The organism is Bradyrhizobium sp. McL0615 (assembly GCF_049993905.1).
Classification (GTDB): Bacteria; Pseudomonadota; Alphaproteobacteria; order Rhizobiales; family Xanthobacteraceae; genus Bradyrhizobium.
Genome location: NZ_CP188254.1, coordinates 8,306,425 through 8,319,590, shown reverse-complemented (window position 1 = coordinate 8,319,590; position 13,166 = coordinate 8,306,425). Strand labels below are relative to the sequence as shown.

The window sequence follows — 13,166 nt, the reverse complement described above, 5'->3', positions numbered from 1 at the left end:
TGAGCGGACCCGCTTACTTCGTCAGACCCTTGCCCTCGAGCCATTTCTGGATCAGGGCGGCGACCTCGGCATTGTTCTTGTCCATCATCACCATGTGCGAATTGCCCTTGATGCCGGCCTGCGGCAGGTCGACGACGTCGACGCTGCCGCCGGCGGCCTTGATGGCGTCCGCAAAGGCAATGCCGTTGGCGCGGATTTTCGGCCAGCGCGAATCCTTCTCGATGTAATCGCCGTAGACGATCAGCGTCGGGATGTTCTTCAGCGCATCCGTCTTGGCGGGATCGCCGAGCCCGGCCGGCTCGATCGCGATCAGCGCCTTCACCTTGTCGGGCCGGGCCTGCGCCACCTTGAAGCCAAAACTGCCGGCCTGGCTGTGGAACAGGATGATGGAGGGGCCGACGCGATCGATCTCGGCGATATAGGCGGCGATGATCGCGTCATCGGTGGTGGTCCAGCGCGGCACGTTCTGCTTGACGAAGTCCTCATATCCCTCGTTCGGAAACTGGCTGCCCGGCATCAGCTTCCGCTTGGCCGGATCGGGATCGTAGGAGCCCGCGCCATCGCCAATGCGAAACCGTTCGAACGGATTGGCGGTGGTGAGGAACACCGGCTCGCCCTTGAAGATATCGGGATATTGCGCCCAGCCGGCGCGGCCGCGCTCGACCGCATCCGAATTATAGACGGCCCAGCCCTTGCGCAGGAAATAGTTCAGCCAGCCCTCGCGTCCGTCCGGCGTCGTCTCGTACGTCACGCCGGTCAGCCCGCCGCCGTGCCACATCAGCAGCGGATACGCGCCCTTCTCGTTGGCGGGCAGAAAATACTGCACATACATCTGCTCGACCTGATAGGTGCCGTTCGGATCGACCTTTGCGGGTACGCCGCCGGGCGTGAACGTCACTTCCTTGACCGGCTTGCCGGAAATCTCGACCAGCCGCCCGCCGACATGAAACGAGCCCATATCGCGCAGCGCGATCGGCTCGGCGGCGTAGGCCAGCGTGGCGCTCATCAGCGTCGCCGCGATGGAAGCGGCAGCAAGGCGTGACATGGCTCCTCCCTCATTCTGTTTCATTCTGTTTCCGGTCGTTGCGCAGACCGCTATCAGGCGGCTGGCCTCTTCGAGGATTTGTCTTCCGTACGCACTGCTCAGGGCCTTTTCAAAAGGATGCTTCGCCGCAAAAGCAGAATATTACTCGGCCGCTGGCCGTCACTCCGACGATGTTGCTGCGAGCGCCGCGTTCGGCTTGGGGCAGAGCATAGATTGGCTCGACCTCGTAGCTTCCGTTGGGGTCGACCCGAAGTCGCTGGTAGCCAATGATAGTCCTCTGCTTGTCCGCATTGCCGTCAATCGCGACCTCGTCGACATGGAACGAGCCCATGTCGCGAACCTCGATCGGCTCAGCAGCGTCAGCCAGCGTTGCGTTCATCAGAACGGCCGCAGCAGAAGCAATTGCAAATCGCGACATAAAATCTCCCATGAATTCTTGCGGCCGTTAGTTCTTCGCATTTCTGGCCGCTTCCCGTCCTGCCACCCGTCCGAACACGCTGCCGATGGTCATGCCGATGCCGGCCGCATAGCCCTTGCCGAGCACGTTGCCGGCCATGATCTCGCCGGCCGCGAACATGTTGGCGGACGGCTTGCCGCCTTTCATCACCATGCGCGACTGCCTGTTCACGCGGGTGCCGAGATAAGTGAAGGTAATGCCGGGCCGAACCGGATACGCAAGATAGGGCGCATGCTCGATCTTCCGCGCCCAGTGCGTCTTGGCCGGTGCGATGCCTTCGGTGCGGCAATCATCCAGGATGGTGTGGTCGAAGGTGCCGGGCTGCACCGCGGCGTTGAAATCGGTGACGGTCTTTTCCAGCGCGGCAGGGTCGAGTTCGAGCTTGACCGCGAGTTCCGCGATCGTCGGCGCGCCGATCGGCGGGAACAGCGTCGGCATGAAGCTGGTGACGACACTCGAATCGAAGATGATGTAGGCGATCTGGTCCGGCTGCGCCGCCACCAGCCGGCCCCAGATCGCGTAGCGCTTCGGCCAGATGTCCTCGCCCTCGTCATAGAAACGCTGGGCATGCTTGTTGACGACGATGCCGAACACCACCGAGTCGTGACGGGTGATGATGCCGCCGTCGAATTTCGGCGCACGGGCGTCGATCGCGACTGCGTGGCATTGAGTGGGATCGCCGATGTCCTGCACGCCCTTGTCGAGCAACAGCTTGAGAATCGATCCGCGGTTATACGGCGTGCCGCGGATCAGGAAATTATCCGCCGCATCGCCCCAATATTCCTTCAGCCATTCGATGTTGGCTTCAAATCCGCCGGCCGCCGCCACCAGCGTCGAGGCGCGGATTTCGCTTGCCCCATCGATTGGCAGCTTCAGCTTGGCGGAGAGAAACATGCCGTCCTCGATCTCGAGGTCAGTCACCTCGGCGTCGTAGGCGACCTCGACGCCAAGTTTTTCGGCGGTGAGATAGAGCGCGTTCAGCATCGCCCGTCCGCCGCCGAGGAAGAACGAATTGGTGCGGCCAAGGCTCAGCGTGCCGCCGAGCGAGGGCTGCCAGCGCACGCCCTGTTCGACGATCCAGTTCAGGATGTCCTTGGATTCCCTGATCATGAATTTTGCCAGTTCTTCGTCGGTCTGCCCGCCGGTCAGGCGCCACAGATCGTCCCAAAACTCTTCCTCGGTGTAGGGGCCGGTGAGAATCTCGGTCGCGGCATCGTGGGCGCAACGCATGTTGCGGGTGTGGCGGGTGTTGCCGCCGCGATAGAATTTTGGCGCGCCTTCCAGCACCAGCACGGAAGCGCCCGCGCGCCGGGCGCTGATCGCGGCGCACAAAGCGGCGTTGCCGCCGCCGATCACCAGCACATCGAATTTCTTGGTCAGGTCGGCCATGCGCTCTTGTTATCGTTGTTGGCCTGGAAATCAAACCGGCGCTCGGCAGGCAAATCCATCCGCTTCCACGATTTTCTAGCCTGATGCAGCGGCCGCGTCACGCCTTCTCCTACTCCTACTCCCGCATACGTCATTCGCTGGTCTGCATGCGACGATGTCGCATCGTGTCACGCTGCGGAATATCCGGGGGCTGCAGGATGACTCTGTACGGAAGCGAGCAGCCATTTCCGGAACGCTGCGAGCTTCGGCGAATCCGCCCGGCCCGCGGGCGAGACAAGGTAGAAACCGGCATCGACAGGGAAAGTCATCTTGAAGGGAACGACCAGGCGTCCCTTGGCGATGTCCTGTTCGACATAGGCGGTACGGCCCATGGCGACACCCATCCCGTCGATCGCGGCCTGCACGGTCATGAAGATCAGGTCGAAGCTCAGGCCGGGCAGCATAGAGAAATTCGCCGGCAGTCCCGAAGCCGTCAGCCATAGCCGCCAGTCATCGTCGTATCCGCTGCCGGTGTGAAGGAGCACGTGGTCCTTGAGGTCTTCGGGACACTTCAGCGGCTTGTTGCCGTTGAGGAGTTCCGGGCTGCACACCGGGAAGAGTTCGTCCGCCATCATCCAGTCGGCGCGGACGCCCGCCCACTGGCCGCGGCCGTAGCGGATGGCGGCATCGACCTTGTCGCGTTGGAAGTCGACGAGACTGGTCGAGGTGGTGATGCGCACGTCGACGCCGGGATTGGCCTCCTGGAACGAGGTGAGCCGCGGCAACAGCCACTTGGCCGCCAGCGAGGCAATCGTTGATACCGTCAAGACATGGTCGTCATCCTTGCGCAGCAGGCGATCGGTGGCGAGGCGCAGGTCGTTGAAGGCGGCGCGGATGCCTGGGAGGTAGTCCTGCGCTTCCGCCGTCAGGGCCAGCGAGCGATTCTGGCGGATGAACAGGCGAACGCCGAGCTCTTCCTCCAGCCGCTTGATCTGGTGGCTGATCGCGGTCTGCGTGACGTTCAGTTCGGAGGCGGCCTGGGTGAAGCTCAGATGCCGGGCCGCGGCCTCGAAGGCGCGCAATCCATTCAGCGACGGCAGCCTGGCGGTCATCCCGGAATCCTCAAATACATGAGTTTATATCATCCGAAGCGGTACAAAGTGTCGTTTGTGGAAGGCTCTAATAGAGCAGATATTCCCTTTAGCAGAGTACTACAGGAGCCGAAAATGTCCACTTACACCCATGAATCGATGATAAATCATCATGAGCCGGGGATTTTGCGCCAGATCGGCGAAACTCTCCACGTCTGGCGCCAGCGTTACCGGTCGCGCCGCGAATTGGCTCAGTGGTCGGACCGGGAGCTCCATGACGTCGGCATTTCCTGGAGTGATGTCGCCTACGAGGCCGAAAAACCATTCTGGCGGGCTTGAATGGCAGCCAGGCCGGCGTCGCCCGATCTCGGGGACGCCGGCCGCTTTTTTTGCTCCACGGGAGCGACCCATGACCACGATGCGTCTCGACGATCTCAGGCAATATTCCGATGTGCTGCGTACGCGGAACGGCAAGGTGGTGACCGTGCGCTTCGTCGAGCCGCGCGACGCCGAGGCGCTGCAGAACTATTTCCGCTCGCTGACCACGCGGTCCCGCTACAACCGTTTCCTGGGCGCGACCCGCGAATTGCCGCCGTCGCTGCTTGAGGATTTCATCCATATTGGCGAAGCCGACCGCTTCAGCGTGGTCGCGACCAAGCTGGTCGAGGGCTTCGAGACCATCGTCGGCGAAGCGCGCTATGCCTTTCACAGCGAGACGACGAGCATCGAATTCGGCCTGTCGATCGACGACCGCTGGCAGGGCCACGGCATCGGCAAGGCGCTGATGAAAAACCTCGAATGCCGCGCGGCTTCATTCGGTGCCACGCGTCTGTTCGGCGATACGCTGCGCTCCAACGACGCGATGATCGCGCTGGCCCGCAAGGCCGGTTATGCCTTCACCAATACGCCCGATGACTGGAAGCTGACGCGCTTCCAGAAAGAGATCCCTGTCGAACCGCAGGAAATCCCATGCGCCAGTTGGCGGCTTGCCGCCGTCTCTCCCAGCGCAATATCCTCGCTTGCGGTTTGACAAACTAAGCCCGGTTCTGGCCGCACCAGAACCGGGCTATTTTCTCAATTGCCCCTGAAGACCGCCGTGCGCTTTTCAATAAACGCCTGCACGGCCTCCTTGTGATCGGCCGTCACCTGGGTTCGGATCATGCGCTCGGCCTCATGGTCGCGCGCTGTGGCGAAGTCGAACATCAAGGCTTCGTCCAGGTTGTCCTTCATGTAGCGGATCGCGACCGTCGGTCCTTCGGCGATCGATTTAGCGAGCGCGAAGGCTTCCGCCTGTAGCCGGTCGTCGGGGACCACGCGATTCACCAGACCGATCGCCTCGCATCTGTCGGCATCGACCCGCTCACACGTGAACATCAATTCCCGCGCCCGCGACGTGCCGACCAGCCGTGTCAGGAGCCAGGCGATGCCATAATCGCCGCTCAGGCCCACCTTGAGGTAGCCGGTGGAAAGGAATGCCGATTGCGCTGATATGCGCATGTCGCAGGCCATCGCCAGAGCTAATCCGGCGCCGACCGCGGGGCCGGGCAGGGCGGCAATGGTCGGCTTGCGCACCGAGACCAGCGCGCCGGTCAGGAGACGCTGTCGCTCCTGCAGGTCGGCGACCCGCTCGTCATGCGACATGGCGAGCTTTGTCTTGTCGCGATTAGCCCCCATGCCCTTGACGTTGCCGCCGGCGCAGAACGCCTTGCCCGCGCCGGTAAGCAGCAGCGCGCCGACACCCGGATTCTCGCCGCAGGCCTTGATCATGTTGCGCAAGGCCGGCGTCAGATTATCCGACATCGCGTTGCGGGCCTCGGGCCGGTTCAGCGTGATGATGGCGACGCGGTCGCGGATCACGCAGAGCAGTTCGTCGGTGCCGGTGTCGATCTTGGTTTCGGTGGTCATAGTTCCCCCTGTTGTTGTTCTTCAGTCATTGCGAGGAATCGTAGGGTGGGCAAAGCGAAGCGTGCCCACCATCTCATGGCTTGCTCGCGGATGGATGGTGGGCACGTCGCTTCGCTCCTTTGCCCACCCTACGGCTCTGTCAAAACTTCTCCACCCACGGCCGCAATTCGACCTCCCAGGTCCAGGCGCTGCGCGGCTGTTGCAACACACTCCAGTAGCTCAACGCAATTGCGTCCGGATCGAGCATCGAATCCGGCCGGTCGGCGGGTTCGGCACGAGCCGCGCTGCGGATGCCGCCGTCGATGACGAAATGCGCGACATGAATACCCTGTGGCGACAATTCGCGCGCCATGCTCTGGGCGAGCCCGCGCAGCGCGAACTTGCCCATCGCGAACGGGGCGGATTGCGCATAGCCCTTGACGCTGGCGGAGGCGCCGGTGAACAGGATCGCGCCTTGCTTGCTGGGTAACATCCGCGTGGCCGCCTGCTGCGCCACCAGAAATCCGCCGAACGCCGAAACGGCAATCGCCTGTGCGACATCCGCCGGAACCAGGTCGGTGAAGGCGCCGCGCGCCCGTCCGCTGGCATTGTAGACGACGATGTCGGGCGTGCCGATCTCACGCTCGACCATGCCGAACAGACGCTCAACTTCCTCGGGCTCGGTCGCATTGCAGGCAAAGGCACGGGCGCCGGTCTCGGTGCAGAGCGCGCCGAGCTTTTCGATCTTGCGGGCGGCGAGGGCGACCTTGATGCCTTCGCGCGCGAACAGCCGCGCCAGCGATGCGCTCAAACCTTCACCTGCGCCGACGATCAGGGCAATCTTGTATTTTGGAATTTCCATGAGCGCTCTCCAGAGAAGACCGGGACTTGATATCTAGGCACGCAATCCCACCAGGCAACCTGCGTGGAGCGGGGATAGGCCGTCGCCGATGATACGATATCCGCCCACGATAGGGTGGTCCTCCAATTATGGCTGTTGACGGCGCAACCGCCTGCGTTATCGGTAGATGATCAAGATCGGGCGGAACGAACAAGGCCTAAAAAATGCAGCCACACATGCATGAACGTGCGACAGCTTCGGCCAATCAGCCGGGATTGCTCGCGCCTGATACGACGGGAATGAATTTCTACCGGGCCGATCCGGCGTTGACCGATCTGCTGCGGCTGCATCTCCCCGAGGCGCTGTTCCGCCATATCGAGCCGCACCTCGATCGCCTCGGCGAGCTGGCCGGCGGCTATCTCGACGAATGCGCGAGGCTCGCCGACCGCCACACGCCGGTGCTGCACCAGCGCGACAAGTTCGGCCGCGACACGCAATACATCGAATATCATCCGGCCTATCGCGAACTGGAAAAAGCCGCATTCGGCGAATTCGGCATTCACGCGCTGTCGATCCGCAAGGGCATCATGGGCTGGCCGGACAAATACCCTGTCGTCGCCAAGCACGCCTTCACGTTCCTGTTCAATCAGACCGAATTCGGCATGGGCTGTCCGATCAACGTCACCGACGGTTGCGCCAAGCTGCTCAACAATTTCGGCAGCGAGGCGTTGAAGGCGAAATATCTCGACGGCCTGACCCAGACCGACATGAGCAAGCTGACCCAGGGCGGGCAGTTCATGACCGAGAAGGAGGGCGGCTCCGACGTCGGCACGCTGACGACGACGGCGGTTCAGGAAGGCGACCACTGGCGGCTCTATGGCGAAAAATGGTTTTGCTCCAATGCCGATGCCAAGGTGGTGATGTTGCTGGCGCGCCCCGAGGGAGCCGGACCCGGCACGCGCGGCGTTGGCCTCTTCCTGATGCCACGGTATCTCGACGACGGCTCGCAGAACCACTACCGGATCGTCCGCCTGAAGGACAAGCTCGGCACCCGCTCGATGGCCTCGGGCGAAATCAAGCTGGAGGGCGCGATTGCCTATGCGGTCGGCAAGCTCGATCGCGGCTTCGTACAGATGGCCGAGATGGTCAATTCGTCGCGGCTCTCCAACGGCGTCAAGTCGACCGCGCTGATGCGGCGCGCGCACCACGATGCGATGACGGTGGCGCGAAACCGTGTCGTGTTCGGCCGCCGCATCATCGACCTGCCGCTGGCGCGTCGGCAATTGATGAAGATCATGCTGCCGACCGAACAGGCGCTGTCGATGAGTTTTCTCACCGCGGACGCGCTTGATCGTGCGGAAGCCGGCAGCCAGGACGCCGCGGCGTTGCTGCGGATTTTGACGCCGACGCTGAAATTCCGCGCGACGCGCGATGCGCGCAAGGTCTGCGGCGATGCGTTGGAGATGCGCGGCGGCATCGGTTACATCGAGGAATTCGCGACCGCGCGGCTGTTGCGCGATGCCCATCTCGGCTCGATCTGGGAAGGCACCGGCAATATCGTCGCGATTGATGCGCTAACGCGCGCGGTCGGCCGTCACGGCGCCGATGCCGCGCTCGCCGCCGACCTGCACGCCCGCCTCGACGACAGCGCCAATGTGCCGCAGGCCTGGCGCAACCGTTTGCGCGAACTGGCCGACCGCGCCGTCGGTTTCGCCCGCGAGGTCGCCAACCGGAGCGACAATGAGGGCGACGCGCGGCGCGCCACCAGCCTGCTCTATCATGTCGCCAGCGCCGTTGCGCTGGCCTGGGAGGGCGGACGCATCCACGAGATGCGCGGCGACGCCAGGCGGGTGTTGCTGTCGCGGATGGTGATCGATCACCGCGTCGCGGCGGGCGACCCGTTCCGGCTGGCGGAAACAGCCACTCAACGCAAGATCACGGACCATTTGCTTGGCGAACATAGCGTAGGGATGGCCGAGGTTGGCGAACTGCTGAAGGTGGCCTAGGCTCGGATATCGCCCGAGCGCATTTGGGGCCGTACTACAACGATAAAAACTATAACGAAAAACAAAGAGGGGAAGCACCGATGAAGGCCGCCGTTCTGCATGAAGTCAATCAGCCGCTGGTGATCGAGGATGTCAGCGTGCCGAATCCCGGCCCGCGCGAAGTCCTGATCCGCACCCGCGTCGCCGGCCTCTGTCATTCCGACCTGCACTTCATGGAAGGGCTCTATCCGCACCCGCTGCCCGCCGTGCTCGGGCACGAATCGGCCGGCGTGGTCGAAAAGGTCGGCTCCGACGTCAACTATGTGAAACCCGGCGATCACGTCGTGACCTGCCTGTCGGTGTTCTGCGGCACCTGCGACAATTGCACCACTGGCCGCACCGTGCTGTGCACGGATACCACCGTGAAGATGCTGCCCGGCGCGTCCAACCGTCTGTCCTGGGCGCGGTCGGAGAAGCTCAATCAGTTCCTTAACCTGTCGTCGTTCGCCGAGCAGATGCTGGTGCACGAAAACGCCATCGTCAAAATCCGCAAGGACATGCCGCTGGAGCTGGCGGCGCTGATCGGCTGCGGCGTTATCACCGGCTATGGCGCTGTCGTGAACACCGCAAAAGTTCGGGCCGGCGAAACCGTGGCTGTCATCGGCTGCGGCGGCGTCGGCATGGCCGCGATCAATGGGGCGGCGATCGCCGGCGCCGGCCGCATCATCGCGATCGACACCAACCCGGTGAAACTGCAACTCGCCACCAAGCTAGGGGCCACCGACATCGTCGATCCCGCCAGGGGCGACGTGGTGCAGCAGGTGCGTGAACTCACGGGTGGCGGCGTGCACTACTCGTTCGAGGTGCTCGGACGCAAGGAAACCGCCGAGCAGTCCTTTGCAATGCTGGCCCCGGGCGGCACCGCAACCATCGTCGGCATGATTCCGTTCGGTCAGAAGATCGAACTGCACGGTTTCGACTTCCTGCGCGAGCGCCGGATCCAGGGCTCGTCGATGGGCTCCAACCATTTCCGCGTCGACATGCCCCGCCTCGTTGAATTCTACATGCGCGGCAAGCTGCACCTGGAGGACTGGATCTCGGCCAAGCTGAAACTCTCCGAGATCAACGAGGGTTTTGCGAACATGAAGGCCGGCAAGACGCTGCGCAGCGTCATCATGTTTGATAATTGAGGCACAGCACCAACCTACCCATCTCTGTCGTCCCGGCGAACGCCGGGACCCATACGCCACGGCCCGCGTAATGGGCACAAGCGGAGACGGCCTTCCTCACAACACCTGTCGGTGTTTATGGGTCCCTGCTTTCGCAGGGACGACGTGGAACCTGTGGCTCACCGCGACACGTGTGCGGACACCGCGAGCCACTTCCCGTTCTGCTTCGCCCAGCAGTCGGTATATCGCCCATGGGCCTGCTGGCCGTCGGCGGTCGTATAGCTGGTGGCGGCGTGGATGATGGCGAAGTCGCCGAGTATGCGAATTTTGACGTCATGTGCCGTTAGATTCTTGATCGTCACCGGCACTGCGGTTTGCTTCAGAAACGCCGCGCGGTCGACCAGCGATTTGTCGGGATTGGAGCAGTAGAAATCCTGCGCCAGAATCTCGGTGAAGCGTTTGACGTCGCAATTCTGCACCGAGGCCACATAGTCGCGGTTGAGGGCGGTGAGTTGTTCGATGTCGTTGCTCATGATATTTCACTCCGCTCTATCTGCCGTCATTGCGAGCGAAGCGAAGCAATCCATGGCCCGGCAAAACGGAAGGATGGATTGCTTCGTCGCTTCGCTCCTCGCAATGACGCCGTGGCACCAAGGCGGCTTCCTCAATCGTCAAACATCGGCGGCGGCTTGAAGCCGCCGAATTCGCGCTCGATGAGCTCAGCCAGCCTCAAGGGCGTGCGATCCTCCAGCCAGGGGCCGACGATCTGCACGCCGACCGGCAGTCCGTCCGGCGAAAAGCCGGTCGGGATCGCGGTGGAGGGCAGGCCGGGCAGGGTGGCGATGCCGGGCCAGGACAGCTGGTCGGGATAGACGTAATCCTTGCCGTCGATCTTGATGCGGCGCTTCTCCTGGTCCTCGGAATGATCGTGCGGATAGGCCGGCGTCGGCATGATCGGGCAGATCACGGCGTCATAGGTCTTGAACAGTTCGCGCCATTGCGCGCGCAGCCTCCCGCGCGCCCCATCATCCATCAGCCAGTCGCGGTGGCTCTGCGCCATGCCCCGCAGGCGTTCGGCCGCAAGGCCTGTTGCGCTTGCCGGCAATGCGGCAGCCGCAGCCTGCGCGCCAGCATAGGTTTCCGGCGGAAAGGACGCGGCCAGGAACGACATCAGCATCCGCATATAAAGCCGGGACGTCTCCGCAAAGTTCGGCAGCAGCGGGCTGTTGCGCTCGACGGTGACGCCCGCCTTGTCGAGATTGGCAGCGAGCGTGTCAATCGTGCCGCGCACCACCTTGTCGGTCGGCATCAGCGGATCGGTATCGACCACCAGCACGCGAAAGCCCTTTAGCGCCGCGTGACGCGGCGGCGGCAGCGCAAGCTGATAGCCTTTGCCGGCCTCCAGCGGATCGGGACCTGCGATCGTATCGAGCAGCAAAGAGAGGTCGGCGGCGCTGCGCGCCATCGGGCCGACCACGGCAAGGTCGCGGTCGAGCGGCAGCGGCTGGAACGGCGGCGGCGTATGGCCGCGCCCGGGCACCAGCGCGAAAGTCGGTTTGTGCGCATAGACGCCGCAATGAAATGCCGGCACGCGCAAGGAGCCGCCGATGTCGGACCCGAGCGACAGCGGGCCATACCCCGCCGCGAGCGCCGCCGACGATCCGCCGGACGAGCCGCCCGGCGTGCGGCCGAGATCGAACGGGTTATTGGTCGTGCCGTAGATGGCGTTATGGCTCTGCCAGTCGCCGAGGCCGAGCGGGACGTTGGTCTTGCCGAGGATGACGCCGCCGGCGTCCTTGACGCGGGTGATCGCCAGCGCGTCTTCGGCGGGGATAAAATCCTTCTGAGCCGGAATGCCCCAGGTCGTCGGCAGGCCTGCGACGTTATAGGATTCCTTGACCGTCACGGGCAGGCCGAGCAGCGGCTTCTTCACGCCGCGCGCAAGTTCGGCGTCGGCGGCGCGGGCGGCCGCAAGTCCACGCTCGAAATCGCGTACGCAGATTGCATTGATCTTGGCATCGTGCCGCTCGATCCGGGCGATCGCGTCCTCTGCCAGTTCGACGGCAGATACTTTTCTGGCAGCGAGGGCTGCTAACAATTCAACGGCGGTCTTGAAGCTCCATTGCGACTTGGCCAAGGCGTACTCCCGGTCTGGTTGTTCGATGCTGGCCGCGGATGATGCTCAGTTTGCGGCAGCACCGCAAGAGCAATGGCTGTACAGTGGCGGCCCGGCCGCGTTGCTACGCGCTTGGCGAAACGACCGGTCACGCGCTAGTCTCCCGACCAACAAAAAACGAAAACGGCGCGGGAGGCTCCGATGAGATCGGCGTGGATTGCAGGCGCGGTGATATCAGTCGCAATCGGTAGCGCGACGGCTGTGGCGGATGCCGCGGAAATCAGGTTGGCCGAACAGTTCTCGATGGGCTACCTGCAGTTCAACGTCATGAAGCGCGACAGGCTGATCGAGAAATATGCCACGCAACGCGGCCTGAAGGATTTCAAGGTTTCCTGGCAGCGCTTCAACGGTCCGGTGGCGATGAATGAAGCGCTGCTGTCGAATTCGACCGACATCGTCAGCGGCGGCGTGCCCGGCCTGATTACGCTGTGGGACAAGACGCAGGGCACGTCGTTCGAGGTCAAGGGAGTCTGCGCGCTGAGCTCGCAGCCGTTCCTGCTCAACACCGCCAATCCCGATATCAAATCCATCAAGGATTTCACCGAGCGCGATCGCATCGCGGTGCCCTCGATCAAGGTATCGGTGCAGGCGGTGCTGCTGCAGATGGCGGCAGCGGCCGCCTATGGCGAAGAGAACTACGCCAGGCTCGATCCGCTGACGGTGTCGATGTCGCCGCCGGATGCGACGATTGCGCTTCTGAGCGGTGCGGGCGGCGTCAGTTCGGCCTTCAGCGTGCCGCCATTCCAGTTCCAGCAACTGGAGCAGAAGAATATCCGCACCGTGCTGTCGTCATTCGACGTGCTCGGGCCGCACACGTTCACGGTGGCATGGACGTCGGCGCGGTTTCGCAAGGACAATCCCGAGCTCTACGCCGCATTCCTCGACGCCGTAAAGGAAGCGACTTCGATCATCGATGCCGATCCGAGTGGGACCGCGCAAAGCTGGATCAATGATTCCGGCTCAAAGCTGCCGCTCGAGATGGTGACCAAGGTCGTGACCGGCCCCGGAGTCGAATGGACCATGACGCCGGCGGCCACGATGAAATTCGCCAAATTCATGCGCCGGGTCGGCACCATCAAGCGCGAGCCCGCCTCGTGGAAAGACTTGTTCTTCCCGGAGATCGATGGGCTCAACGGCAGTTGAGGATCGC

At 63.1% G+C, this 13,166-nt stretch carries 13 protein-coding genes; 5 read left to right on the top strand and 8 right to left on the bottom strand.

Features of this window, described 5'->3' with window-relative positions; translation table 11 throughout:
• Positions 1 to 13 precede the first annotated feature (13 nt).
• The 4 genes from ACPPVP_RS40095 to ACPPVP_RS40080 form a co-directional block, all read right to left on the bottom strand.
• On the bottom strand, positions 14 to 1,045 hold the full coding sequence (locus ACPPVP_RS40095) for an esterase (RefSeq protein ID WP_426529153.1): 1,032 nt from the start codon (positions 1,043 to 1,045) through the stop codon (positions 14 to 16).
• Positions 1,046 to 1,154: 109 nt separating this feature from the next.
• A complete protein-coding gene (locus ACPPVP_RS40090; protein ID WP_426529151.1) occupies positions 1,155 to 1,463 on the bottom strand; it encodes a hypothetical protein in 309 nt (102 codons plus the stop codon).
• A 27-nt stretch (positions 1,464 to 1,490) separates the two neighbouring features.
• On the bottom strand, positions 1,491 to 2,882 hold the full coding sequence (gene tcuA, locus ACPPVP_RS40085) for an FAD-dependent tricarballylate dehydrogenase TcuA (RefSeq protein WP_426538316.1): 1,392 nt from the start codon (positions 2,880 to 2,882) through the stop codon (positions 1,491 to 1,493).
• 176 nt (positions 2,883 to 3,058) lie between these two features.
• The gene (locus ACPPVP_RS40080) at positions 3,059 to 3,982 is read right to left on the bottom strand and encodes a transcriptional regulator GcvA (RefSeq protein ID WP_426529149.1); all 924 of its coding nucleotides are present in this window, start codon (positions 3,980 to 3,982) and stop codon (positions 3,059 to 3,061) included.
• Between the two features lie 114 nt (positions 3,983 to 4,096).
• Between ACPPVP_RS40080 and ACPPVP_RS40075 the strand changes: the two genes are divergently transcribed.
• Both ACPPVP_RS40075 and ACPPVP_RS40070 read left to right on the top strand, forming a co-directional pair.
• Complete coding sequence (locus ACPPVP_RS40075) at positions 4,097 to 4,300, top strand: DUF1127 domain-containing protein (RefSeq protein ID WP_426529147.1); 204 nt, start codon at positions 4,097 to 4,099, stop codon at positions 4,298 to 4,300.
• A gap of 70 nt (positions 4,301 to 4,370) precedes the next feature.
• A complete protein-coding gene (locus tag ACPPVP_RS40070) occupies positions 4,371 to 4,991 on the top strand; it encodes an N-acetyltransferase family protein (RefSeq protein WP_426529145.1) in 621 nt (206 codons plus the stop codon).
• A gap of 44 nt (positions 4,992 to 5,035) precedes the next feature.
• Here the strand turns inward: ACPPVP_RS40070 and ACPPVP_RS40065 are convergent, their stop codons facing one another.
• Together ACPPVP_RS40065 and ACPPVP_RS40060 are read right to left on the bottom strand one after the other, a co-directional pair.
• Positions 5,036 to 5,866 carry an enoyl-CoA hydratase gene (locus ACPPVP_RS40065; protein WP_426529143.1) on the bottom strand — a complete coding sequence of 277 codons (831 nt, stop codon included), beginning with the start codon at positions 5,864 to 5,866 and terminating at the stop codon, positions 5,036 to 5,038.
• Between the two features lie 139 nt (positions 5,867 to 6,005).
• Positions 6,006 to 6,707, bottom strand: coding sequence for an SDR family NAD(P)-dependent oxidoreductase (locus ACPPVP_RS40060; protein WP_426529141.1), 702 nt, complete (start codon positions 6,705 to 6,707; stop codon positions 6,006 to 6,008).
• A gap of 215 nt (positions 6,708 to 6,922) precedes the next feature.
• Between ACPPVP_RS40060 and ACPPVP_RS40055 the strand changes: the two genes are divergently transcribed.
• Entirely contained in the window at positions 6,923 to 8,692 is a 1,770-nt protein-coding gene (locus ACPPVP_RS40055) for an acyl-CoA dehydrogenase family protein (RefSeq protein ID WP_426529139.1), read from the top strand.
• 80 nt (positions 8,693 to 8,772) lie between these two features.
• Positions 8,773 to 9,861 carry a Zn-dependent alcohol dehydrogenase gene (locus tag ACPPVP_RS40050; protein WP_426529137.1) on the top strand — a complete coding sequence of 363 codons (1,089 nt, stop codon included), beginning with the start codon at positions 8,773 to 8,775 and terminating at the stop codon, positions 9,859 to 9,861.
• A gap of 158 nt (positions 9,862 to 10,019) precedes the next feature.
• Here ACPPVP_RS40050 and ACPPVP_RS40045 read toward each other — a convergent pair whose 3' ends face one another.
• Both ACPPVP_RS40045 and ACPPVP_RS40040 read right to left on the bottom strand, forming a co-directional pair.
• Positions 10,020 to 10,373: a nuclear transport factor 2 family protein gene (locus ACPPVP_RS40045; RefSeq protein ID WP_426529135.1), complete on the bottom strand. Its 354-nt coding sequence runs from the start codon at positions 10,371 to 10,373 to the stop codon at positions 10,020 to 10,022.
• A gap of 131 nt (positions 10,374 to 10,504) precedes the next feature.
• The gene (locus tag ACPPVP_RS40040) at positions 10,505 to 11,977 is read right to left on the bottom strand and encodes an amidase (protein ID WP_426529133.1); all 1,473 of its coding nucleotides are present in this window, start codon (positions 11,975 to 11,977) and stop codon (positions 10,505 to 10,507) included.
• Between the two features lie 180 nt (positions 11,978 to 12,157).
• On the opposite strand from ACPPVP_RS40040, the gene ACPPVP_RS40035 reads away from it, so the two are divergent.
• Positions 12,158 to 13,159: an ABC transporter substrate-binding protein gene (locus ACPPVP_RS40035; RefSeq protein ID WP_426529131.1), complete on the top strand. Its 1,002-nt coding sequence runs from the start codon at positions 12,158 to 12,160 to the stop codon at positions 13,157 to 13,159.
• Positions 13,160 to 13,166 lie beyond the last annotated feature (7 nt).